Source organism: Pseudarthrobacter sp. NCCP-2145 (assembly GCF_023708005.1).
In the GTDB taxonomy this organism is placed as follows: Bacteria; Actinomycetota; Actinomycetes; order Actinomycetales; family Micrococcaceae; genus Arthrobacter; species Arthrobacter oxydans.
On record NZ_BRCG01000002.1, the window covers coordinates 295,510 to 317,238 of the forward strand.

Below are 21,729 nucleotides of genomic sequence, written 5' to 3' on the forward strand. Positions count from 1 at the left end.
CCAGCCAACAGCACACTGCAACGAACAAGGAGAGACCCATGAACGCCATCCCCCTCCGCCGGCCCACCCTGTTGGCCGCCGCCCTCGGAGCCGGCCTGCTGCTCTCGTCCTGCACCACCACGCCGCCGGCGGCATCCCCAACGCCGGTTTCTCCCGCGGCGACGTCGGAAGTTCCGTCTCCGTCATCCTCCCCAGCAGAGACAGCGGCGAGGGCGGGAAATGCCACCCCGACAAGCACGCCCCGGGCCGTGGCCACCGGGCTGGAGGCTCCCTGGTCCGTGGTGTTCCGCAACGGCACTCCGTTGGTCAGTGAGCGGGACAGCGGGCGCATCCTCGAGCTCAGCCCTGACGGCACCACGCGCACAGTTGGAGACATTCCCGGCGTGGCGGCTGTGGGGGAAGGCGGGCTGCTGGGCCTGGCCGTGGACAGCCAGGGCCGCCTGTACGTGTACTCCACCGGGACAGACGGAAACAGGCTGCAGCGCTTCGGCGTCACCGGCGAACCGGGATCCCTGGCGCTGGGGCAGCCCGAAACGCTCCTCGAGGGGATTGCCTCCGCGAGCTATCACGACGGCGGCCGGATCGCCTTTGGGCCCGACGGCATGCTCTACGTGGCGATCGGAGACGCGGGCCGGCGCGACAGTTCCCAGGACCTGGATTCCCTGAATGGGAAGATCCTGAGGATGACCCCCGACGGCGGCGTCCCGGGCGACAATCCCTTCCCGGACTCGCTCGTCTACAGTTACGGACACCGCAACCCGCAGGGCCTGGCCTGGGCGGAGGATGGCACCATGTTCGCCACCGAGTTCGGGCAGAACACGTGGGACGAGCTGAACATCATCATCGCGGGAGCGAACTACGGCTGGCCGGCCGTAGAAGGGATAGCCACCACAGGGGACTTCACCGACCCCGTTCAGCAATGGGAGCCCACCGAGGCCAGCCCCAGCGGCATGGCGCACATTGACGGGACCCTGTTCATCGCCAACCTGCGCGGACAGGTGCTCCGGGCGGTTCCCGTGGCCGACCCGTCCACGTCGACCACGTACTACGACGGCGAATTCGGCCGCCTCCGCGATGTCACTGAGGCTCCGGACGGGAAGCTCTGGTTCGTCACCAACAACACCGACGGCCGGGGCAGGCCCGGGCCCGATGACGACCGCATCCTCAGCGTGGACCTGGCCCTGCAGTAATTCGGGTGCCCGTGCGCCCCACCGCCAACCGCAACCCTGTCGATGTCCCGCCCAATTCACCCGCTGGCAACCCGCCGGCCCCGAAGCGTTCTCCCGCAACCAGCAGTCTTTTCACGCCCCCTTTTGCCCGGCACCCAAACAGCCGGGCGGACATTCCAGCTGTACGTAGGAGTACTCCGTGTTCGTGAAAAGCACCCTCGCCGCCGTCGCCGTCCTCGCCTCCCTGGCGGGAACAGCGGCAGCCCCGGCCCAAGCTGAGGCAGCCAAGCCGGCTCCCGTCGTCGTCGGCCAGCCCCTCGCCCAGGCCCATGCGCACAACGACTACGAGCATGGGCGTCCCCTGTTCGACGCGCTCGAGCACGGCTTCACCAGCGTCGAAGCGGACGTGTGGCTGGTGGACGGCGAACTGCTGGTGGCCCATGACCTGGAGGACGTCCAGCCCGGCGTCACGCTCGAAAGCCTCTACCTTGATCCCCTCCAGGACCTGGTACGGAGCCAGCCCGGCCACGGCGTTTACCCGCACTGGGACGGCAGCCTGCAGCTGCTGATCGACATCAAGAGCGAAGGCGAAGCCACCTACGCCGCCATCGAGCAGGAACTGGCCGAGCACCGCGACATCATGAGCCGCTACACCAACGGCACCGCCAAGACCGGCCCCGTCACCGCCGTGATCAGCGGAAACCGCCCGCTCGCCACCATGCAGGCGCAGGAGAAGCGGTTCAGCTTCTACGACGGCCGCTCAGCCGACCTCACCTCCGGCAAACCCGCCGCCCTCATGCCGCTGGTCAGCGACAACTGGACCAAACTCTTCGCCTGGCAGGGCGTCGGCCCCATGCCGGAAGCCGAGCGCGCCAAGCTGCACGCGTACGTGGCCGAGGCCCACGCCAGCGGCTACCGCGTCCGCTTCTGGGCCACCCCGGACCAGCCCGGCGCAGCCCGCGACGCCATCTGGACCGAGCTCGCCGGGGCCGGCGTGGACCACATCAACACCGACGACCTCGCCGCGCTGCAGCAGTTCCTCACCGTCCGCGCCGCCTAGGCCCTTCCAGCAGAATCAGGAACACACCCATGCCTTCAAAGACTTTGAAAACGACGACGGCGGGAGCCGTCCTGGCGCTCGGCCTCCTTGCGTCCCAGCCCGCCCACGCGGTCAGCAACTCCTCCAACAGCGAGGCGTTCACCTTCGGCGTCATCGGCGACATCCCTTACGGCGACGCCGAAGTTGCCAAGTTCCCCGCCCGCATCCAGGACATCAACGCCGATCAGGACCTGGAGTTCGTCACGCATGTTGGCGACATCAAGAACGGCTCCTCCGTCTGCTCGGACGAGTACTTCGCCAACATCCGCACCCAGTTCGACACGTTCGAGCATCCGCTGGTCTTCACCCCGGGCGACAACGAATGGGTGGACTGCCACCGCACCAACAACGGCGCCTACAACCCGCTGGAACGGCTGGACAAGCTACGGGAGGTCTTCTTCAATGAACCCGGCAAGACCCTCGGCGCCACCATGCCGGTGAAGACCCAGGAGGACGTTGGGCTTCCGGAAAACGTCCGGTTCACCGAGAACCGGGTGGCCTTCTCCGTGCTGAACATCCAGGGCAGCAACAACTCCCTGCAGCCGTGGACGGGCCTCGGCGAAACCACGGCCATGCCGGAACAGCTTGCTGAGGTGGAGGCCCGGACGGATGCCGCGCTGGAGCAGATACGCGGCACGTTCGCTGATGCCGAGCGCCGCAACGACCGTGCCGTGGTGCTCATGACGCAGGCCGACATGTTCGATCCGTCGCTGCTCGCCGCAGCCACCGCCAACCCGGAGATCATGTCCGGGTTCCGGGCGATCGTGGCTGCCATCGTCGAGGAGACCAACAGCTTCGATGCCCCGGTGTACCTGATCAACGGCGACAGCCATGTCTTTGCCGAGAACCAGCCCCTCGCCGCCGGCTCACCCTGGCTGGAGATCTACGGGCAGCCCGCCGCGGACAACCTGCAGCGCGTCACCGTGGACGGATCCGCCAACGCCACGAACTATGTGCGCTTCTCGGTCGCGGGCAACAGCGCCGACGGCGGCCCTGTCCTGAGCTGGGAGAAGGTCCCCTTCAGCTCCTAGGCACCAAACGTAAGCGGACGACGGCGGGCGCCTCCCGCCGTCGTCCGCCGGGGAATTGCGGGGGTCTGGACACCGGTGGCAGCCGGACTTATCGTGCAGGAGTGGCGGCTGCCTGACTGGCAGGATGGCAAGCTCTGCCGGTCCGCTGTTGCGGCCGTCCGTCATGAGGAGGAAGCAGATGGAACGCGTTGAAGAGACCGTCGAAGTCGATGTCCCGGTGCGGACCGCGTACAACCAGTGGACCCAGTTCGAGTCCTTTCCACAGTTCATGTCCGGTGTGGAATCCGTAACCCAGCTGACGGACACCACCAACCACTGGGTCACCAACGTGGGCGGCGTCCACCGGGAATTCGACACCGAGATCGTCGACCAGGAGCCTGACGACCGGATCGCCTGGCGCAGCATCGACGGCAAGTCCCATGCCGGCATCATCAGGTTCACCCCGCTGGATGCCAACCATACGAAGGTCAAAGTCCACTTCGAATGGGCGCCGGAAACCGCCACGGAAAAGGCAGGCGCGGCACTGAAGATCGACGAGATGCAGGTCAGGGCCGACATGCGGAAGTTCAAGGACTTCATCGAATCGCGCGGCACCGAAACCGGCGGCTGGCGCGGTGAAGTCAAGGACAGCGGCCCCGCCGGGCAGCTCTGACAAACAGAAAGCGCCAGGCTCTGGCCATACTGGCAGTCTTCGCATACACCTTCACGGTCACGTGGGTGATTGCAAAGGTCCTTGACCTGACCATGGGCATCCGGGTTGCGGGGCCGGTGGAGGCGAAGGGACTCGACATCAGGCTCCACGCCGAGAACGCCTATGAAAATGGTGAAGACAAGGCGCATGCCCCGCGCGGCCACGCCGAACAGCTGCACCATCTGGTGGGCCAAGCAGCCGTTGGCGAGAAGCCGGAACCAACCACCCGCTAAAGGTTGTTGGGGGACCGGCGCATCAGCCCGCTGTCAGATCAACGGGGTGCCCGGCTTTCTCAGCCGGCCGGTAACCACTCATCAGGTCCGGAGCAGTGTCTTGAAAAGCTTTAGTTTTTCGAGACACATGAGGGATGAGAGGTTGGCTCTCGAACGAAGCCGGTGTCGGAGGATCCGACGAGCAGTGTTTGCGGCCGAAGTCTATTGTTCAGCTCGGGCGGTTCGGGACTGGGCGCCAAATTCGGTGGGTTTCGGTGTGGGGCAGCCGCCTTTCCCCGATCTTTGGCCGGTGGATCCATAGAACACCGAGCTCGGGAGCTGTTATTTCAACATATGCCGGGTCCGGGCAGTGGAGATCGTCGGAGATAGCGACTGCGTCGCCCGGCTGCAGGGATGACCAGCCGGTGACTTCCTGATGGGTTCGGTGATGGGATTTTGACATGTTTATCCTTTGCAGAGGCAGATATAGACGGATAACCCGCCCCTGACCGGTGGTGGCCAGACGCGGGCTATCCAGAGGGGAAAAATCAGCCGTTGATTACTTGGGGGACGCCGAGGTGTTTGAGTCCTTCGACGCCGAATTCGAGGCCATAGCCGGATTGTTTTGCGCCGCCGAAGGGGATGCGTGGGTCGACGGCGCCGTGTTTGTTGATCCAGACGGTACCTGCTTGAATGCGTGCTGCGACCTTGCGGGCTGCGGCAAGGTCTGAGGACCAGACAGAGGCGCCGAGGCCGACGTCGAGGGCGTTGGCCTTTTCCACGACCTCGTCGATGGTGTTGTAGCGGATGATGGGCAAAGCAGGGCCGAATTGTTCTTCGGTGACGAGTGGGTTGTCGTTGTCAATGTCGGCCACGAGGGTGGTGGGGTAGAAGTAGCCGGGTTGGTCAGTGTCCGGGTTTCCGCCGAGGAGCACGCGGGCACCGGACTCCTTCGCCGTTTCTACGAGGTTCGCGACGATCTCGTACTGTGCCTTGTTCTGCAGCGGTCCCAGGACGTTGTTCTCGTCCAGGCCATTGCCCATCGGCATGGCCTTGGCCACGGTCGTCAGTTCTTCACACACGGCGTCGTAGATGTCCTCATGGACGTACAGGCGCTTGAGCGCGGCGCACGTTTGGCCGGTGTTGATGAACGCCCCCCAGAACAGGCCTTCGGCGATGGCTTTGGGGTCGGCGTCGGGCAGGACGATGCCGGCGTCGTTACCGCCGAGCTCCAGGGTGAGCCGCTTGATGGTGTCCGCGGAGGATTTGATGATCGCCTTGCCCGTTGCGGTGGAGCCGGTGAACATGATCTTCCCGATGGAAGGGTGTGAGGCGAGGGCTTCGCCTACATCGCGTCCGCCGGAGACCACGGTGAGGAGCCCTTCGGGCAGGGCGTCGTTGATGGTTTCAACGAGGGCAATCACGCTCAGCGGGGTGTATTCGGACGGTTTAACCACCACAGCGTTGCCCATCCGCAGGGCGGGGGCGACCTGCCACACGGTGATCATCATGGGCCAGTTCCAAGGACCGATGGCCCCGACAACACCGATGGGCCGGTAGTGCAGTTCGGCGCGGGTCTCGCCGTCATCGACGAGGGTTTCGGTCTTCAGCGGTGTGCCGGCCGCGGCGCGCAGCCAGGCCGCGCAGGCGCCCACTTCGAAGCGGGCATTGGGGCCGTTCAACGGTTTGCCCTGCTCGCGGGAAAGCAATTGGGCGAGTTCCTCTGCGTGGGCCTCGATGGCGTCGGCTGCTTTCAGGAGTGCTGCGGACCTGGCCTCGTGCCCAAGCGCTGCCCATGCCGGCTGGGCGGCCAGGGCATTGTCGACGGCGTGTTGAAGGTCCGTGACGGTGTGGACGGGTGCTTCGCCGACGGGTTCGCCTGTGGCGGGGTTGAAGATGGTCCGGGTGGAGACGGCGTCCTGGGTCAGGACAGCTGTGGTGTTCATGAGATCCCTCTTATCTGCGTATTCAGTTGCTTGGAGCTGGCGGGACGAATCGTGCTGTAGTCCCAGCGGGTTCGGCCGTGACGGCGGTGTCGGTGAACTCGATGGTGTGTTCGCTTCGGTTGCGGCGCTCCAGGACCATGCCGGCAATGAAGGCGACCGGGACCATCACGAGCAGCCAGTTGGCTGTGACGGCGTCACCGCCGATGAGGGTGGTGAAGTTGCTGACCACCGACCAGAGCACCGCGGTCATCAGGATTACGGCCAGGATCGGGGCGAGCAGTGTCTGCCAGATCCCCTGCCCGCCGTGGCGGCGGAAGAAGACGACGACGGCCACCGACGCCAGGACATAGAGGACCAGCAACGCAACCACTGCGACGCCGGCGAACCAGGCGAAAAGGGTCAGGACCGGGTCCAGCCCCAGGATCGCGAACGGCATTGTCATCACCACGGCCATCGCGGTCTGAACGTACGCGGCGGCGTAGGGTGCGCCGTGGGAGTTGGTCCGGGCCAGGCGGGCTGGGACGGAGCCGCGTTGGGCCAGGGAGTGGAGGTAGCGGTTGATGGCGTTGTGGAAGGCGATAATGCCCGCCAGGACCGAGGTGATGAGGAAGGCACGCCGACCGGGCCGGCCCAGGCACCGAGTTTGTCGACGGCTGCTGTGAAGAAGAACGAGGTGGCGTCACCGGATTCGACCGCTGCGCCGGCGGCTCCCTGTACGGCTGTCGGGCCGTAGTAGGAGACGAGCATCCAGGTGATGAAGGCGAAGAAGATCGCAATGACACTGACCGAGATGTAGGTGGCCCGGGCAACGGTGCGCCGTGGATCTTTCGCCTCGTCGGAGTAGATCGCGGTCGATTCGAAGCCGAACATGGACGCTACGGCGAACATGATGGCCACCCCCGGTGCCCCGGCTGCGATCGCGGCCGGTGAGAAGCTGGCGGAAAAGCTGATTCCTTACGGTGATTGAGGCTGGATTGGGAGCATTGTAGGCTCTCGACCAACCCAGGGGTGCCGGGTATGGCTAAAAGCTAAATGGCCGGACTTTGCATCACGGCTCCGAAGGAATGGCCGCCCGACACCCCGCGATGGCTCGACCGCTAATTGAGAAAAGCGACCCGATCGCAATGTAAGGACACGACGGCGCGGCCATCTGCTTGGGCCTTACCAGGACAACGCGATGGAGGGACACATGCCTGAACTCTGGGCCGGCATCGACGCCGGAAAAGCTCATCACCACTGCGTGCTCGTCGACGACGAAGGAAACCGGCTGCTCTCCCGAAAGGTAGCCAACGACGAAGCCGCACTCACGGAACTTCTCACCGAAGTGGCGGACCTCGCGGCAGGCCGGGAGGTCCTCTGGGCCACCGACCTGAACCGAGGCGGGGCCGCGCTGTTGATCGGCCTGCTCGAAGCCCAAAACCAGACCCTGGTCTACATCCCAGGAAGAACCGTCTACCACGCCGCCCGCACTTACCGGGGCGACGGCAAAACAGACGCCAAAGACGCGGCAATCATCGCCGACCAAGCCCGGATGCGAAGGGATCTGCAACCCGTCCGCAGCGGCGACCAAATCAGCACCGACCTGCGGCTGCTCAGTTCCCGGCGCACTGACCTGGTCTGCGACCGAACCCGCGCCCTCAACAGACTCTGCGCCACATTGCTCGAGTACTTCCCCGCCCTGGAAGCAGCATTCGACTACGCCATGGTCAAAGCCGCGGTAGTGCTATTGACGAAGTACACAACCCCGGCATCCGCCGGGCAGGCGAAACGCGTATCGCAACGTGGCTGCGGAACCAGGGCTGCTACAACGCAAAGGCAATCGCCGCCAAGGCCGTCGCAGCTGCTCAGGCGCAGCGCATCACCGTTCAGGCCCAGGACATCGGCGCTGGGATGGTCGCCGCTCTCGCCCGCACCGTCCTGGATTTGCATGATGAGGTGGCGAAGATCGACAAGCAGATCGAAACCCGGTTTCGCGAACATCACCACGCCCAGATCCTGCTCAGCATGCCCGGCTTCGGCACCATGCTCGCAGCCGAATTCCTCGCCGCCACCGGAGGCGACATCACCGCATACGAAAGCGCAGCCCGCCTCGCCGGCGTGGCCGGCCTCGCACCAGTCCCCCGCGACTCAGGACGGATCAGCGGCAACCACCACCGTCCCAAACGCTACGACCGCCGACTCCTCAATGCCTTCTATCTCGCCGCCCAATCCGCAGCACGCTACTCCCCCCAAAGCCGCACCTACTACCAACGCAAACGCACCGAAGGCAAAAACCACAAACAAGCCGTTCTATCCCTGGCCAGACGCCGGCTCAACGTCCTCTGGGCCATGCTCCGCGACGGCACCCCCTACCAAGAACCCAACGCCAAAGCTTTCTGAGCGCCGGCTAAGCTCGTGGCCACGCCACGCAGAAGACGGATGGAATGGTCCTGGAAACCCAGGACGGCTTACTTAACGGCGATCAGCTCAACTATCCGGATGTCCGGTTCCGCTGCCAGCATCGCCGGGCCGTGTTCGCCGAGGGCGGCGGGTATTGCCCCGCTGAGGTGGGCCTGGCGGTCTTCCTCGGTGTCAAAAGTGTCGAAGATGCCGAAAGTGGTTTCACTGGCGCGGAAGGCATACCAAGTACGTGTGCCGGGTTCTCCAAGCACGATGTCACGGCCACCGTTCAGGAAATCCCACACTTCCTGCTCCTTCCCGGGTTTCGCCTCAACCAATGCAAGCACTCCGAATTTAGGCGCCACCGTGATCTCCTTAGTCATCGTCCGAACCGGTAAGCTGCCGGCCTGACCGAGTATAGGCCTGCGCCTGCCGAGCAGGCAACGGATCCCTCCGCCAAGCTTCCTGGCCGTTGGAATTGCAGGCGCCCACTGGTTTGGAGGCTAGATTTTTTCGGGTCGGTAGAGCTCGGTGGAGAGGTAACGGAGTCCGGAGTCGCAGAGGATGGTGACGATTGTTGATCCAGGCCCCATACGTTCAGCGGTGTGAAGAGCGGCGACAACATTCGCCCCTGAGGAAGTGCCAGCAAAGAGCCCCTCTTGCCGGGCCAGGCGCCGCGCCATATCCATTGCCTCGTCGGCGGATACGGTGAGGATGCCATCGACGGCATCCGGTTCCCACAGCGGGGGAACAAAACCGATACCAATGCCTTCGATCCGGTTGGCACCGGTCGGTTGACCGGACAGGACAGCGGATTCGGCCGGTTCGACTGCAAAGACGCTGATGTCCGGATTGTGCGCTCGGAGCGAGCGCGTGACCCCGTGAATGGAGTGAGCGGTTCCGACCGTGTGCACGAACGCGTCGATCCGGCCTTTTGTCTGTGTCCAAATTTCTTCCCCCAGGGGCAGATACCCGGTGACCGCGTCATGGTTATTCAACTGGTCACACCACCACATGCCCGGTTGTTTCGATACTTCAGCGGCCCGGGCGATCATCCGCTTGATCAGCGTTTCGGTGATTGCGCCATTGTCACTTGGAACATCCTCGACGGTGGCGCCAAACGCAAGCATGGTCCGGCGTTTTTCGTCACTGAACGCGTCGGAGAAGACGACGTGGAGGCCGAAACCAAGCACAGCGCAAGCAAACGCAAGCGAAATGCCGGTCGTGCCAGCGGTGTATTCGACGACAGTTCCTCCCGGGACAAGGCGCCCGTCACGCACCGCGCCTTCGACCGCCGCGCGGGCCATCCGGTCTTTCATACTCCCTGTCGGGTTGGCCCACTCCAACTTGACGAAAATCCGGGCACCGTTAGCCGGCACCACCCTCCGCAGCTCCACGAGGGGGCGTGTTCCCAATCCCCGCGAACGCACCCACTGAATCGTTCATCTCCGAAGACCCTCTGCTCGTGTGACGGCTGGTAGAAGATATCGTGGCACCCTGGTAAGCCCACTACAACAGAACACGGAAGGCACCGCGACCATGCGCTCTGAACGATGAGAGCGAGCGCATTTTCAACCGCAGCGACCCGGCGAAGAGATCTATGGAAACACCCCATCGAGATCAGACTCACACCCGTAGCGCTGGGCCGGATTCATCCTGTATTGCCAATGCTCTTCGGAATGCCTCCGATACTCACAGCCGGGGACAAATCCTCGTGAGTTATCCACCGCTACCGCTGCCGAGGGAGCTCTCCAAACGGCTCCCAAAAGAATCAGCCATGGATAATCCGAATTGACCCCAGCCACGGATAGCTTTAGGGGCACCTTGGGTGCCGCGCAGCACTGCTGGAAACGATGATTGTCCTTGACAATCCCTATTGAGATTCCTTACGGTCCTCCTCCTGAGGCCAGCACGCTGATGCCGAAGGCGAGCAGGATGGCAACCTCGGCACCCACGAGGAAGGCCAGGAACTTGGCCCCGAGTTCAACATTCCTTGAACCCAGGAGCTGGACGGCGCCCATGGTGACCAGCACCAGCAGCCACCACGGGATGGTCACTCCGGTGTACGTCGCGATGAGGGCGCTGAGACTTGCGCCGTAGAGCCCGTACATGCAGGCCCGGACGGTGCCGTAGGCCAGCAGCGCCAGCCAGGCGGCGCCGGCACCTGTATGCCGGCCCAAACCTGCCCCGACGTAAGCGTAGAAGGCGCCGTTGGCGCGGAGCCTGCGGCTCATGGCGATGAATCCGACGGCGAAGATGATGATGACGCCGTGAGGTAGGCCCCGGGAGCCCCGGCCCCGTTGCCGAGGAACACCGTGAGGCCGGATGCCCCTGCGATTCCGGTCAGTGGTGCCTGGGCGGAGAGGACGAAGAACAGGATGCCGAGGACCCCGATGGAGCCCTTTTTCAGGTCAGTGCCCGGCGTCGTTGCCGCGGTTGAACCCGTGGATGTTTCTGTCTTTGACATGGTGGATGTCAACCTTCTTTGAGGATTCTTTGGGGGTGTAGCCGTGCAGGCTTAGGCGCGGCGCTGGGTGATAGCGTGTGCTGCTTCCATTCCGCTTTCAATGGCTCCGTCGATGAAGCCACCCCATCCGTTGGCGTAATCGGAACCTGCGAACAGCAGGGGCCCGTGTGGCTGCTGGAAACTGGGCAGGGATTCGGTGAGGAATCCCGTGCGGTGCATGGGCCAGGTCTGTCCCGAGAGGGGATCGCTGGTCCAGTCGTGGCTGGCGACGTCCAGGACCTCAAGGTCCGGCACAAGGAGGTCGACGGCGGCCTGGACCTGCTGGAGGTCGGTCGCATCGAGGCGGGCGGTGTCGGGGCCGAAGGCCACCAGGATGGTGTTGCCATCGTGGTCGTATTCCGCCTGAGCGTAGTTCAGGGGCCAGTCCGCGGCCCCGAGGGCAACGAAGGGCTTGACCTCGCCCTTAACGGTGATCCAGGCCTTAATGCCTTTGGAGACCTGGCCCTCGGTGATGGCCTGCTGCTCCGGTGCCGGCAGTGCGGGCTGGAAATCGATGGATCCCAGAGCGCCCAGGGGCACGGTGCAGATCACCTGTCCTGCCTCGAAGGTGTCGCCGGTGCTGGTGATAACGGACGCTTTTTCGCCGGCGTACTCGACCGCGGCGACCGTCGTTCCGAGCCGTACGTCAGTGCCCTCGGCGATGCTGTTGATCAGTTTGCCGGTGCCGCCCTGGATCTTGAACGTCGCGCAGGCTTCGAAGTTGACCATCCAGTCGCCGTTGGTCAGCGCCACCCACCGCAGGGCCTGGGTGAAGGCTGCGTGGTCAACGGGGCCGTTGAAGTTCAGTGCCCAGAACGATTCCAGGATGTCGCGGGAGTAGGGCGAGAGTCCGAGTTCGGTGAATTTCTCGGACAGCGAGACGTTATCAATACTTTTGATGTCCGGGCTGATGAACGGGCTGAACGGCTGCGGGAAGTAGGTTCGGGACTCTTTCATGAGTATCCGGTTCGGTTCGTCAATATCGCCCAGCAACTGCTCCGGGGTGCCCTCGTGGCGCTCACCGCCGGCCCACCAGTAGGCCGACTCAGCGACCGGGCTTTGTACGGTACCCAGCCCGTAACGCTTCATCTCGGACCAGACATAGGGCTGGGTCCAGTGCACCCATGTCCCGCCCATCTCCAAGGGACGGCCCAGTTGCTCGTCCAGCCAGGTGCGCCCTCCGATCCTGTCCCGTGCTTCGAGGACAACGACGGAGTGCCCGGCCTGGCGGAGCTCGCGGGCGGCGGTGAGACCAGCGAAGCCAGCACCGATGATGATGACGTCCGCTTGCTCCGCGGTTGGGTTGGTGTTAGTCACGTTCGGCTCTTTTGCTTTCAAAAAGATTCTGGGAATTGATCAGCTGGCGGCTGTTGATCAGGAGTAGACGAAGAACTCGGTGGTGTCTTCAATGACGGTCCATCGGGTCTGGGTGCCCTTATTGAAGGAAGCCGCGGAGCCGGGACGAAGGTCGAAGCTTTCTCCGCCTTCAACTTCAATGTGGAGGTGGCCCTCAATGATGTGGAGAGTCTCGTCGGCCTCGATCAGAAGATCGAAAGGCTCCGGAGCCTCTTCAGTAGTGACGTGCCAGAAACCGGCAGAGAGCGCAGGCCGGTCCCCGTCGCCCGGGCTGCGGACCCACTGGACCTGGCCGAGGATGAACGGCTCGTACTTCTGCGGATCAAAGGAGTCGTGGACGGTGAAGCCAGTGGTGGTGGGGGAAGTGGACATCATGGTCTCCTCGAGAGAAAGAATAAGTTCTGCTGAGCCCCTGCTTAGTTCTGTGCTGGATCACATCTAAGCACCTGCTGAGTATTTACGTCAATAGACGCTCTGGGAAAGCTAGAATCAAGCCATGAACGGGGAGAAGCACAAGGGGTACGGCACAGGCCGAGAGGCGCTGCTGGTCGCGACAGTGCACGTCGTGGCGCGCAAGGGCCTGAGAGGCCTGACCTTCCGCGCCGTGGCGGAGCAAGCGGGGGTCAACAACACCCTGGTGGCCCACCACTTCGGCACCCGGGACGCGCTGATCAAGGCAGCTCTCGATTGGTCGGTCCAGCAATCCATCGGACTCTCGCAACTGGAAAAACTCCCCGCGACGGAAGAAGAGTTTTGCGAAAGCATCCTCGCGCTGATCGCCGAAAATCCCGACCTGCAAATCTTCCAGTACGAGATGATCCTGGAATCACGGCGCAGACCCGAACTCGCTGAGGCCGTGCAACAGTTGTACGCAAGCTACGTTGCCGCGTTCGCAGAGGGTTTACGTCGAATCGGATTCGGTCAGGAAGAGGGTGCGGCCCAGGCTGCCTTCGCGTCACTGGATGGACTGGTGCTGCAACTCTTGGCAGGCGTCGACCGGCAAGGCGTGGAAAGGTCAATCCGCTACCTCTGGTTGGCATTAGGCGGCCACGTCAGTGCCGGCGCGGTCGGCGCGGCTAACTAGCGGGCTCCGCTGCCGGGGCTGCTTATCCATGTGCGCTACTGGCCACCGCTCCACCGTCGTGGGCGTAAGCCATTCCTCTTGCAGAACTACCTCATGCGCCAGGTAGCGTCGTGAAAACGCCGTCATTTATCGCCGAAGGTCACATCCCTTGTGCCCCCAAACCCATCCCCTCAGATAGGTTCGCGTAGCATAACGGCTGGTTCCAACGCCCGTCATGGAATGAGCCAGGACTCTCTTTTGCGGGGCTCGTTCGGAGATTCGGAAGCATTCAAGAGCAGAAAGTTGATGCTTTTTTGTTTTCCCTGGGCTGCTATGGCAAGAAATTCCTGCAAAAGTGGTTTGGTTCGAAAAGGTGGAAAGTGCAGTCGCTGTTTGCGTCAAGGTCTTGCGGCGAGCCGACGGGCCTGCTGCCCCCGGAACTACGGGATTCTCGCCGACTGGATTAAAAAATATAAGTAGGTATGGTACTGGGTATCGCAAAGCACAGAAAGGCGTGATTCCGATGTCCGGAAAATCCCCCAAAAGCGGCGCAGTAAAAAAGGCCGGCAAGACAATTCTCGAAAAGCGTGCCGATAAAAGGGCCAAAAACGAGAACAGCGAACTGAATTTCGCAAAGCCGCGCAAGAACCAGCGCTAACAAGCCCGCGGGCAGCCGGGACCGGAACTCCTAGCCCGCCCGGCTGCCCGCGCTCCACCCGTCTGCAAACCCCCCGTGCTCAGTTCCAAGGACACGCCATGAACTTCTCCTGCAACGCCCTGGTGGTTCCGGCCCGCCTGGCCCACCCGGTGCACCTCAAACCCCTGGACCTGGACGCCACAGCACTTCAGCGAGTGGCTGCCGGAGACATCGGGTACATCGCCGGCCGCGGTTGGCGCGCCTACCTGAACAATGACGGAAGCCGGTCCTTTCCCAACCTGCGGGCGGAAGTCCTCATCCGCGAAGCCGGCGTCGAGCCGGATGACACCATTCACGGAACGGCGCTCTTCCTGGGCTACGTGGACCCGGGCGAAGAGACGGACGCACCCCACCACCTCATCAGCCTCGCCGAGCAACTGTTCGACATGCCGCTGGCCGCGTAAGCGTTGCAGGAGGCAAGGCGCGACGGCGGGAGGTCCCGCCGTCGTCCTTTCCCACCTTTTGCTATACGCGCTCGCTGGTGAAGGCCGTCAGCGCCGTCAGTTTCGCCTCGCCAATGGGCTCTTCCGGCAGCAGGGGAATGAGGGCAACCCTGTCCGCGATTGCCCGCACTTTCGTGATCTGGTCCGCCTCATGGGCGGCGCGGGCCCGGAGGAACGGCGAGCGCGGGTGGGCGGCGGCGATGGAGTTGTTGATGACCCAGGCCCACGGATGGATTCCGGCCCGTTCCAGATCGGCCTTCAGTTCCTCCGCCTCCAGCACGGGCGTGGTCTCGGCCAGCGTCACGAGGATGACCTTCGTTCCCACCGGATCCTGCAGGCGCATCAGCGGCGTCACGAACCCCAGGGAGTTCCCCACCTGCCGGGAAATCTCCCGGTGGTACGAACCCGTGGCATCCAGGAGCAGCAGCGTGTGCCCGGTGGGAGCGGTGTCCATCACCACGAAATGCCGCCGGGACTCCTGGACCACCCGGGAGAACTGCCGGAACACGGCGACCTCGTCCGTGCAGGGCGACATTAGGTCCTCCGCCAGGGCCGCGCGGCCCTCATCGTCCAGGCTCCGGCCCTTGGTGTCCATCACGTGGGCCCGGTATTCCTGGATGGCCGCCGCGGGGTCGATGCGGGACACGGTCAGCCCCGCGACGGAACCGTGCAGCGTTTCGGCCAGGTGCGCCGCCGGATCGGTGGTGGTGAGGTGGACCGCGTGCCCCCTTTTTGCCAGGGCAACCGCGATGGCCGCAGCCACCGTCGTCTTTCCCACCCCGCCCTTGCCCATGCACATCACGAGTCCATGCCGATCGGACTCGATGCCGTCCACCAGCGCGGCGAGGGGTGAGTCTTCGATATCAATGGCCGACGACGGGCCCTCCCCAGCATCCGCGCCGGACGCGGGATCCACCAGCGATTCGAGCGCCGGAATGCCCACCATGTTGCCGGGCTTGAGCTCGAGGACGTCGCGGGGGAGCTCCGCGACCACTCCTGGAATGGCCGCCATGGCCGCGGCCTCCCGGGCACGCAGGGCCTTCGCCAGCTCCTCATCGCCCGCGGCGTCGGGCAGGACTCCGTTCACCACGAGGTACCCGCCGCGGATGCCGATCTGGTTGAGCTCGAGGTAGGTCCGCTCCACCTCCTTCAGCGACGACGGCTGCGCCCGCGTGACCAGGACAAGGCGGGTGCGCAGGGGATCAGCGAGTGCCCGGACCGCCCTGGCATACACCTCCTTGTGCTTGTCCAGCCCGGACAGCGGGCCCAGGCAGGACGGTTCCCCTGCACCCGTGGCAAGGAAATCCGTCCACGAGCCGGGCAGCTGCAGCAGGCGAATGGTGTGGCCTGTCGGAGCCGTATCGAAAATGATGTGGCCGTACTCCGCGTAGGCGGCATCGTCCCCGAGGAGGCTGGTGAACTCGTCGAAGGAGGCCACCTCCGTGGTGCAGGAACCCGAGAGGCTCTCGGCCACGCCTGCCAGTTCGGACTCCGGCAGGACTCCCCGGACGGGGGCGAGGATCCGCTCCCGGTACGCCTCCGCTGCCTGCTCCGGGTCGATTTCCAGGGCAGAGAGTCCGGGCACGTCCGGAATTGCGGTGACGGTGTTTCCAACAGCCAGGCCGAAGACCTGCCCGATGTTGGACGCAGGGTCAGTGCTGACCAGCAGCACCTTCCGGCCGGCCCGGGCAAGGGAGAGCGCGGACGCGCACGCCACGGAGGTCTTGCCCACCCCGCCCTTGCCGGTGAAGAACAGGAAGCGCGGCGGGTTGTGAAGGAACTTCATGCACGCCAGTCTTCCAACACGAGGGGAACGGCCCCAGAGCCGAACGTCCCTGTATGCAACACGCGCGGTACCCAACGCACGCGGTACCCAGCCCACCAGAAGCCGAAACCGCCGTCGTCCGCTTAAGCCTGTCCGTTCTCCAGCAGTCCGCCGCTCGCCCAGCGCCGGACCGCAGCCTTCTCGGCGGCGTCGAACTCCAGCAGCGCCACCCGGCAGAGTTCCTCCACGTTGGCCGTCCACGCCGCTGCCAGTTCCGCCGCCGTCGCCTTGTCACTGAGCTGGAAATTGGCGTAGGCGAGGCCCTGCAGGACAAAACTGACCGCATTGCGGGAGACCGGCTGGCCGGCGCTGACGCAATCGTCCCGCACCTGCCGGGAGAGCTCGGTGCGGTTGAGCGCGGGCAGGTCCCGGAGCCGGGCAGCCATGGCCTTGAAAATCTGCCGGAACTGGGCGGCGGAGAGTGCCGGGACGTCCGTCACGCGGGTGACCTGCTCCTCGACACCCGGCTGGAGGTCCGCCGGTACGGGCATGTCCTCGCTGGAGAACCTCTTCGCGTCCCACACCCAGCCGCCCTGCGCTGCCGAATATTCCACGTCCTTGCCGATCTGCGAGACCCACGTCCCGAACTTCCCGAAGCCGCCCCAATCCGTCTTCAGCGAGGGATCGGCCGTCAGCGCCCGGTGGGCCACCATCGCGCCAACCACCGGTCCCGGCGCGGACCGGACAAAGTCCAGTACCTCGCGGATGGCGGGGGAGCTGGCTTTGGCCTTCGCCTTGGAAGCGGCTGGGGCCTGCGGCTGCTTCGGGGACGCCACCGCGTGGATGGGATCAACGGTGGTGCCGTTGAGGATGGCCACGAAGTCGTGCGATTCCACCACATGGTCCGCCATCTCCCGGTAGGCGAAGGCCACGGCGCCGGCAGCGATCACGGTGGTCATCCGGTCTGCGGCCCTGAACCGCTGGATCAGGGATGTGAAGTCGGCATCGGCCGAGGCGATGAAGAACTCCTCGATCCCGCCGCTGCCGGACAGGGCGTCCATCGCGTCCAGCACCAGGTTGATGTCCGTGCTGCTCTTGCCCCGCTGGGTCAGCGACGGGCAGTCGATCACCCGGAAACCGGCCCGGGTCCAGTAGGTCCGGTACTTCGAGTACACCATCGGGTTCAGGTAGCAGTTGCGGATCAGGAACCGGCGGGTGCCCTCCCCGGACCCTCCGGCTGACAAGGCATCCGCCCAATGCTTGGGGTCCTCGGCAAACCGCTTGGCCGCCAGCGGATCCAGGGCCTGCAGGCCGGTGAACACATTGTCGAAATCAACAAACATCGCAGCCCGGATGCCGGGACGGCGGGAGGGGGAGAGTGCCTCGTTCATTGGCTTAGTGTGCCAGCATCGCGGGGCGCGGGCACCCCCTCCGGGTGCGACACGCAAGCGGACGACGGCGGGGAGGTTCCGCCGTCGTCCGCTTCCCCTTCGCTGCGCCCAGGTGTTCAGGTGTTTAGGTGCTGAGGTTCCAGTGGACCCGGATGGCCTCAGCAATGGGTGCCGCCTTGACGTCGACCCGGAAAGCGACGGGCGCGGTTCCTGTTTCCTCGATGACGGCGTCACGGTAGACGCGCCCGCAGGAGGGGCACAGGGTGTAGAGGTCCTCGTCTACGGGCCACTCCGCCAGCTCCGGCGGGGCAGGGGCATCTCCCGAGTGGACGGGGATGCCCTGCGCGTTGGCCTGGATCAGCCCGTCCTTGCTGACGGTGTTCCCGCAGACGCAGGTGATGGTGGTGACGTCATGGTCGACCACATCGGCGGTTTCGGTGTCCACGGCGGCCTCCGCGGCGCTGGAAGGGACTTTGTGGTCTCAGCATAAGCCCGCACTTCCGCAGGAAGACAGGTATTTCGGCCGTAGTGGGTGCCGCTGTGCGGGCGCACCATGGTGCTATGAATGCGGAAACTCCCCAAGCGGTTGAACTGAGCCTTCCCCAGGCCTTCCTCCTCCTGGCCACCGATGACAAAGACGGCAAACCCGAAGTTCCGGTGTTCGCACTCAGGACCACGGTGGCAGGGGCAATCCTGGCCGAACTGGACCTGGTTGGTGCCATTGAGCTGCAGGGCAAGCACGTCCGGGCCACCGGCGCCACACCTGGAACGGAGCTTCAGCACGAGCTGGAGCTCATCCGCGGCAAGTCACGGCCGCACAGCGCCAGGCGCTGGGTCTCCATGCTGGAAGGCCGCGCCCAGACGCAACGCATCTATGAACAGATGGCGGCGGCGGGCATCGTGGAACACGTCGGCGAGAAGCATCTGGGCCGGTTCCGGGCCGTGCGGTATCCGGAAAAGGACCATGCCCCGGAGGCTGCGCTGCTTGAAAAGATCCGGACAGCGCTCAGGGCTGCCCCGTCCGACCTCCAGCCGCCGGAAACCGGCGCGGCCGAGGACGCAGCGGCCGGCGCAGCGGCTGCAGGCGGTGGGCCGGAAGCGGCAACGCAGGATGCCACGCCAGGCTCGAAGCCCGGAACCCCGAAGCCCGGGACCAAAGCGCCCGAGGCCAGGACCATAGCGCTCATCGCCCTGATGCAGGCGGCCGGACTGCTCGGCAAGCTCTTCCCGGAGGCGGACCGGGTCCGGGCCAGCGAGCTGGCCAAGGACTACTGGCCGTCCCGGGCGGTGGAGGATGAACTCCGCATGATCAGGCTGGCGGAGGAGGAAGCCGCAACCCTGTAGGCGGCACCCCTTCAGTCGGGGCACAACGCAAGCGGACGACGGCGGGAGGTCCCGCTGTCGTCCGCCCCCCTTCGCTGGTTCACGCCATGGTGAAGCCGGCCTTGTTCACGTCGCGGAAGCTGGCGTCGATGTGCACCACGTCGCGGCCGGCGCGCTGCAGCAGGCTCGCAGCCACGGCGGAGCGGTACCCGGAACCGCAGTGCACCCACAGCCGTCCGGCGGGGACCTCGTCCAGGCGCCGGAGCAGCTCATGGAGCGGGATGTTCACTGCGTCGCGGATATGGGATTTTGCGAACTCGTCGGTGCGGCGGACGTCGATGATGGGGTCGTCCTCCGGCTTCTGCAGCACTTCCTGCCAGCCGACGCTGTCGTAGGAGGAGGTTGCCGCCCCGGGCGCAAGCTCCGCAGGTCCGGAGCCGATGGCCGCATCCGGGTTGTCGATGCCGATGCGGGACAGGTCCCGGATCGCGTTCTCCACGTCCCGGCGCGCGCCCACGAGCGTCAGCTGTTCGTCCCAGGGCAGGACCCACCCCAGGAAGGCGGTGAACTGCGTGCCGTCGCCGTACTCGAAGCTGACGCTGCCGCTCAGGTGGGTGTTGGCGAAGGCCACCCGGTTCCTCAGGTCCACCACCCACTCGCCCCTCTCCAGCCGGGACACCAGCTCATCCTGGTCCAGCGAGTCGGGCAGGTCCAGGTCCGGCGCGGTGGGGCCGGCCATGTTGATGGGGGCCATGTGGGCGTAATAGGACGGATAGGCCGTGAGGTTGTGGATCAGCTCGCGGACAAAGTGGTCCTCGTCCGGGTCGGTCAGGGCATGGTTCCCGCTCAACTGCTCGCCGATGGTAGAGGATTCCGCCCCGCTGGCCGGGCCCGAGGAGCAGAAGGAGCCGAAGCCGTGGGTGGGGTAGAGCCCGGCGTCCCCACCCGCTTCATCCACCAGCCGCCGGACCGACCTGTACTGGTGGTGGGTGAGCGGCACGGTGTCTTCCGGGCTGACCAGGTCGGTGCGGCCCACGGAGCCGTAGAGCAGGCTTCCACCGGAGAACACCGCCTGGCGGTCACCGTCCGTCACGATGTAGGAGAGGTGGTGGTGGGTGTGCCCCGGCGTGGCCACGGCTTTGAGGACCATCCGTCCCACCTGCACCGTGTCCCCGTCCGAGATCGGCTGGCGGCTGTACGGGACGTCGTCCGCTGCGTTGACCAGGTAGGCGGCGTTGTGGTCCTGGGCCAGCTGCAGCCCGCCGGTGACGTAGTCGTTGTGGATGTGCGTCTCGGCCACGTGGGTGATCCGCACCCCGGCGTCCGAGACGGCCTTTTCCACCCGGTCCGTGTCCCGCTGGGGGTCAATGACCACGCCCACCGCGCCGTCATGCACCAGGTAGGTACGGTCGCCCAGCTGCGGCGTTTCGATCGTGATGATTTCCATGCCGGGTTCCTCCTTGAACGGGTGTCAGCCTGATCGCCACGTTACCCCCGGGCATCACCGGCCGGTAGGCCCGTCCGCGCCACCCCCACAACAGAAGCGGACGACGGCGGGAGGTCCCGCCGTCGTCCGTTTGGTTCAGGCAGCTCCCGCCTGAGGTGGGCGCCTGCTAGCCCTCGATGGTGACACCGCGCCAGAAGGCGATCCGGTCCTCGATCTGCTTGGCGCGGGGCTTTGGCTCGGGGTAGAACCAGGCCGCGTCCACGTTGACCTTCCCGTCCACTTCCAGCGTGTGGTAACTGGCCCGGCCCTTCCACGGGCAGACGGAATACAGGTCGCTGTCCCTCAGGTAGCCGGCGTTGACGGCGTCGCGGGGAAAATAGTGGTTGCCCTCCACCACCACGGTGTCCGTGGATTCGGCAATGACTTTTCCGTTCCAGATAGCCCTGACCATGTGGTTCCGTTCTGTTGGGTGCCGCGCAGTGGGCGGCGGAAGTGTCGTAGGTATCCCAACGCTGTGCCCGGCGGGCTTGTTCCCGGAGGCTGGGCTCGTTCCCTGGCCTCGGGAGGGCGGCCCCGGAGGCGGACCGCGGCGCGGCTGCGGCCGGCAGCCCGGCTAGACTCGCCTGCATGGGGGACAACAACACACCTGATCACGAACGCGCGCCCGAACAACGCGAACCACGGAAGCCGGCCCGGGTACCTGGAGTGGTCCTGCCGATCGCAGGGCTCGTGGTCCTGCTGGCCGGGTGCCTGGTGGCTTGGCTCAACCGGAACACCTACATTGGCTGGTTCGCCTACGCGCCGCTGAGCAACCAGCCTTTCTCCGGCACCGGGATGGCGTTCCTCAGCCCGGGGACGCAGGCGGGCCTGGCAATCGCCGTCGTGGGCCTGCTGCTGCTTGCCTTTTGGGCGGGCTACAGAACCGGCAGGAAAGCTGCGCCAACAACTCCTGGCCAGCCCTAAGCCCAAGCGGCCGACGACGTCGCGTCCCGCCGTCGCCATCCCGCCTCTGCGGGTCCGGAAGTTTGGATCCCGGCGCGCATCTTGGTATCCTGTGAGTCGTGTCACCCACCAGTGGCACATGCTTATGATCTGCGGCGGGAGAGTCCTGCCGGTACGTTCAGCAGGCGCCGTAGGAGCAAATCCTCCCCAGGAATCTCTCAGGCCCACGTACCGCCGCGGCAAGGCAACTCTGGAAAGCAGTCCGGGCA

At 65.0% G+C, this 21,729-nt stretch carries 23 protein-coding genes, 2 pseudogenes and 1 riboswitch; of the genes and pseudogenes, 11 read left to right on the forward strand and 14 right to left on the reverse strand.

The window, feature by feature from the left end:
• The first annotated feature begins 38 nt into the window (after positions 1–38).
• From NFU08_RS02840 to NFU08_RS02860, 5 genes are all read left to right on the forward strand, one after another.
• A complete protein-coding gene (locus NFU08_RS02840; RefSeq protein ID WP_251420605.1) occupies positions 39–1,190 on the forward strand; it encodes a sorbosone dehydrogenase family protein in 1,152 nt (383 codons plus the stop codon).
• A gap of 178 nt (positions 1,191–1,368) precedes the next feature.
• Positions 1,369–2,229 (forward strand): phosphatidylinositol-specific phospholipase C/glycerophosphodiester phosphodiesterase family protein, encoded by an 861-nt coding sequence (locus NFU08_RS02845; RefSeq protein WP_251420607.1) that lies wholly within the window; start codon positions 1,369–1,371, stop codon positions 2,227–2,229.
• A gap of 29 nt (positions 2,230–2,258) precedes the next feature.
• Positions 2,259–3,299, forward strand: coding sequence for a metallophosphoesterase (locus tag NFU08_RS02850; protein WP_251420609.1), 1,041 nt, complete (start codon positions 2,259–2,261; stop codon positions 3,297–3,299).
• 178 nt (positions 3,300–3,477) lie between these two features.
• A complete protein-coding gene (locus tag NFU08_RS02855; RefSeq protein ID WP_251420611.1) occupies positions 3,478–3,951 on the forward strand; it encodes an SRPBCC family protein in 474 nt (157 codons plus the stop codon).
• A 20-nt stretch (positions 3,952–3,971) separates the two neighbouring features.
• Positions 3,972–4,223: a hypothetical protein gene (locus NFU08_RS02860; RefSeq protein ID WP_285835567.1), complete on the forward strand. Its 252-nt coding sequence runs from the start codon at positions 3,972–3,974 to the stop codon at positions 4,221–4,223.
• A 527-nt stretch (positions 4,224–4,750) separates the two neighbouring features.
• Here NFU08_RS02860 and NFU08_RS02865 read toward each other — a convergent pair.
• The 3 genes and pseudogenes from NFU08_RS02865 to NFU08_RS20945 form a co-directional block, all read right to left on the reverse strand.
• Complete coding sequence (locus NFU08_RS02865) at positions 4,751–6,148, reverse strand: aldehyde dehydrogenase family protein (RefSeq protein WP_251420616.1); 1,398 nt, start codon at positions 6,146–6,148, stop codon at positions 4,751–4,753.
• A 22-nt stretch (positions 6,149–6,170) separates the two neighbouring features.
• On the reverse strand, positions 6,171–6,782 hold the full coding sequence (locus tag NFU08_RS20890) for a hypothetical protein (RefSeq protein WP_397425051.1): 612 nt from the start codon (positions 6,780–6,782) through the stop codon (positions 6,171–6,173).
• Positions 6,783–6,895: 113 nt separating this feature from the next.
• Positions 6,896–7,036: pseudogene (locus tag NFU08_RS20945) on the reverse strand (hypothetical protein); the annotation flags it as partial.
• Positions 7,037–7,337: 301 nt separating this feature from the next.
• Between NFU08_RS20945 and NFU08_RS02875 the strand changes: the two are divergent.
• Positions 7,338–8,527, forward strand: a pseudogene (locus tag NFU08_RS02875) (IS110 family transposase).
• Between the two features lie 68 nt (positions 8,528–8,595).
• On the opposite strand, the gene NFU08_RS02880 reads toward NFU08_RS02875, so the two are convergent.
• The 6 genes from NFU08_RS02880 to NFU08_RS02900 all read right to left on the reverse strand — a co-directional run bounded on the left by NFU08_RS02880 (position 8,596) and on the right by NFU08_RS02900 (position 12,764).
• Positions 8,596–8,892, reverse strand: a complete 297-nt coding sequence (locus NFU08_RS02880) for a putative quinol monooxygenase (protein ID WP_011689585.1) — start codon at positions 8,890–8,892, stop codon at positions 8,596–8,598.
• A gap of 138 nt (positions 8,893–9,030) precedes the next feature.
• The gene (locus NFU08_RS02885) at positions 9,031–9,957 is read right to left on the reverse strand and encodes a PLP-dependent cysteine synthase family protein (RefSeq protein WP_285835564.1); all 927 of its coding nucleotides are present in this window, start codon (positions 9,955–9,957) and stop codon (positions 9,031–9,033) included.
• 456 nt (positions 9,958–10,413) lie between these two features.
• Positions 10,414–10,761, reverse strand: a complete 348-nt coding sequence (locus NFU08_RS20900; protein WP_309296824.1) for a hypothetical protein — start codon at positions 10,759–10,761, stop codon at positions 10,414–10,416.
• Positions 10,758–10,994, reverse strand: coding sequence for a hypothetical protein (locus NFU08_RS20905; RefSeq protein WP_309296825.1), 237 nt, complete (start codon positions 10,992–10,994; stop codon positions 10,758–10,760). The genes NFU08_RS20900 and NFU08_RS20905 overlap by 4 nt, the downstream gene beginning before the upstream one ends.
• Positions 10,995–11,045: 51 nt before the next feature.
• Entirely contained in the window at positions 11,046–12,350 is a 1,305-nt protein-coding gene (locus NFU08_RS02895) for an NAD(P)/FAD-dependent oxidoreductase (RefSeq protein WP_251420618.1), read from the reverse strand.
• A 57-nt stretch (positions 12,351–12,407) separates the two neighbouring features.
• Positions 12,408–12,764 (reverse strand): cupin domain-containing protein, encoded by a 357-nt coding sequence (locus NFU08_RS02900; protein ID WP_308421986.1) that lies wholly within the window; start codon positions 12,762–12,764, stop codon positions 12,408–12,410.
• A gap of 121 nt (positions 12,765–12,885) precedes the next feature.
• On the opposite strand from NFU08_RS02900, the gene NFU08_RS02905 reads away from it, so the two are divergent.
• From NFU08_RS02905 to NFU08_RS02910, 3 genes are all read left to right on the forward strand, one after another.
• Entirely contained in the window at positions 12,886–13,473 is a 588-nt protein-coding gene (locus NFU08_RS02905; RefSeq protein ID WP_251420620.1) for a TetR/AcrR family transcriptional regulator, read from the forward strand.
• 502 nt (positions 13,474–13,975) lie between these two features.
• Positions 13,976–14,110 (forward strand): hypothetical protein, encoded by a 135-nt coding sequence (locus tag NFU08_RS20815; protein ID WP_268238380.1) that lies wholly within the window; start codon positions 13,976–13,978, stop codon positions 14,108–14,110.
• A gap of 98 nt (positions 14,111–14,208) precedes the next feature.
• On the forward strand, positions 14,209–14,553 hold the full coding sequence (locus tag NFU08_RS02910; RefSeq protein WP_174174911.1) for a hypothetical protein: 345 nt from the start codon (positions 14,209–14,211) through the stop codon (positions 14,551–14,553).
• A 61-nt stretch (positions 14,554–14,614) separates the two neighbouring features.
• Here NFU08_RS02910 and arsA read toward each other — a convergent pair whose 3' ends face one another.
• From arsA to NFU08_RS02925, 3 genes are all read right to left on the reverse strand, one after another.
• Positions 14,615–16,378, reverse strand: coding sequence for an arsenical pump-driving ATPase (gene arsA / locus NFU08_RS02915; RefSeq protein ID WP_174174910.1), 1,764 nt, complete (start codon positions 16,376–16,378; stop codon positions 14,615–14,617).
• Positions 16,379–16,500: 122 nt separating this feature from the next.
• Positions 16,501–17,748, reverse strand: coding sequence for an NYN domain-containing protein (locus NFU08_RS02920; RefSeq protein ID WP_251420622.1), 1,248 nt, complete (start codon positions 17,746–17,748; stop codon positions 16,501–16,503).
• Positions 17,749–17,872: 124 nt separating this feature from the next.
• Complete coding sequence (locus NFU08_RS02925; RefSeq protein ID WP_174174908.1) at positions 17,873–18,193, reverse strand: hypothetical protein; 321 nt, start codon at positions 18,191–18,193, stop codon at positions 17,873–17,875.
• 116 nt (positions 18,194–18,309) lie between these two features.
• On the opposite strand from NFU08_RS02925, the gene NFU08_RS02930 reads away from it, so the two are divergent.
• Complete coding sequence (locus tag NFU08_RS02930) at positions 18,310–19,092, forward strand: GPP34 family phosphoprotein (RefSeq protein WP_251420624.1); 783 nt, start codon at positions 18,310–18,312, stop codon at positions 19,090–19,092.
• Between the two features lie 79 nt (positions 19,093–19,171).
• On the opposite strand, the gene NFU08_RS02935 is transcribed toward NFU08_RS02930, so the two are convergent.
• Both NFU08_RS02935 and NFU08_RS02940 read right to left on the reverse strand, forming a co-directional pair.
• Entirely contained in the window at positions 19,172–20,518 is a 1,347-nt protein-coding gene (locus NFU08_RS02935; RefSeq protein ID WP_251420625.1) for a rhodanese-like domain-containing protein, read from the reverse strand.
• 166 nt (positions 20,519–20,684) lie between these two features.
• Positions 20,685–20,969, reverse strand: a complete 285-nt coding sequence (locus NFU08_RS02940) for a DUF427 domain-containing protein (RefSeq protein WP_174174902.1) — start codon at positions 20,967–20,969, stop codon at positions 20,685–20,687.
• Positions 20,970–21,145: 176 nt separating this feature from the next.
• Here NFU08_RS02940 and NFU08_RS02945 point away from each other — a divergent pair, with 176 nt between their 5' ends.
• The gene (locus NFU08_RS02945) at positions 21,146–21,481 is read left to right on the forward strand and encodes a hypothetical protein (protein WP_174174900.1); all 336 of its coding nucleotides are present in this window, start codon (positions 21,146–21,148) and stop codon (positions 21,479–21,481) included.
• Positions 21,482–21,606: 125 nt separating this feature from the next.
• A riboswitch (glycine riboswitch) is annotated at positions 21,607–21,704 on the forward strand.
• Positions 21,705–21,729: the final 25 nt, after the last annotated feature.

Excerpts from the sequence above, each read along its gene's own strand:
- NFU08_RS02840 (WP_251420605.1), top strand. The coding sequence starts at position 39 with ATGAACGCCATCCCCCTCCGCCGGCCCACCCTGTTGGCCGCCGCCCTC.
- NFU08_RS02850 (WP_251420609.1), top strand. The coding sequence starts at position 2,259 with ATGCCTTCAAAGACTTTGAAAACGACGACGGCGGGAGCCGTCCTGGCG.
- NFU08_RS02855 (WP_251420611.1), top strand. The coding sequence starts at position 3,478 with ATGGAACGCGTTGAAGAGACCGTCGAAGTCGATGTCCCGGTGCGGACC.
- NFU08_RS02865 (WP_251420616.1), bottom strand. The coding sequence starts at position 6,148 with ATGAACACCACAGCTGTCCTGACCCAGGACGCCGTCTCCACCCGGACC.
- NFU08_RS20900 (WP_309296824.1), bottom strand. The coding sequence starts at position 10,761 with ATGAGCCGCAGGCTCCGCGCCAACGGCGCCTTCTACGCTTACGTCGGG.
- NFU08_RS20905 (WP_309296825.1), bottom strand. The coding sequence starts at position 10,994 with ATGTCAAAGACAGAAACATCCACGGGTTCAACCGCGGCAACGACGCCG.
- NFU08_RS02900 (WP_308421986.1), bottom strand. The coding sequence starts at position 12,764 with ATGATGTCCACTTCCCCCACCACCACTGGCTTCACCGTCCACGACTCC.
- NFU08_RS02905 (WP_251420620.1), top strand. The coding sequence starts at position 12,886 with ATGAACGGGGAGAAGCACAAGGGGTACGGCACAGGCCGAGAGGCGCTG.
- NFU08_RS20815 (WP_268238380.1), top strand. The coding sequence starts at position 13,976 with ATGTCCGGAAAATCCCCCAAAAGCGGCGCAGTAAAAAAGGCCGGCAAG.
- NFU08_RS02910 (WP_174174911.1), top strand. The coding sequence starts at position 14,209 with ATGAACTTCTCCTGCAACGCCCTGGTGGTTCCGGCCCGCCTGGCCCAC.
- arsA (WP_174174910.1), bottom strand. The coding sequence starts at position 16,378 with ATGAAGTTCCTTCACAACCCGCCGCGCTTCCTGTTCTTCACCGGCAAG.
- NFU08_RS02920 (WP_251420622.1), bottom strand. The coding sequence starts at position 17,748 with ATGAACGAGGCACTCTCCCCCTCCCGCCGTCCCGGCATCCGGGCTGCG.
- NFU08_RS02930 (WP_251420624.1), top strand. The coding sequence starts at position 18,310 with ATGAATGCGGAAACTCCCCAAGCGGTTGAACTGAGCCTTCCCCAGGCC.
- NFU08_RS02935 (WP_251420625.1), bottom strand. The coding sequence starts at position 20,518 with ATGGAAATCATCACGATCGAAACGCCGCAGCTGGGCGACCGTACCTAC.
- NFU08_RS02940 (WP_174174902.1), bottom strand. The coding sequence starts at position 20,969 with ATGGTCAGGGCTATCTGGAACGGAAAAGTCATTGCCGAATCCACGGAC.
- NFU08_RS02945 (WP_174174900.1), top strand. The coding sequence starts at position 21,146 with ATGGGGGACAACAACACACCTGATCACGAACGCGCGCCCGAACAACGC.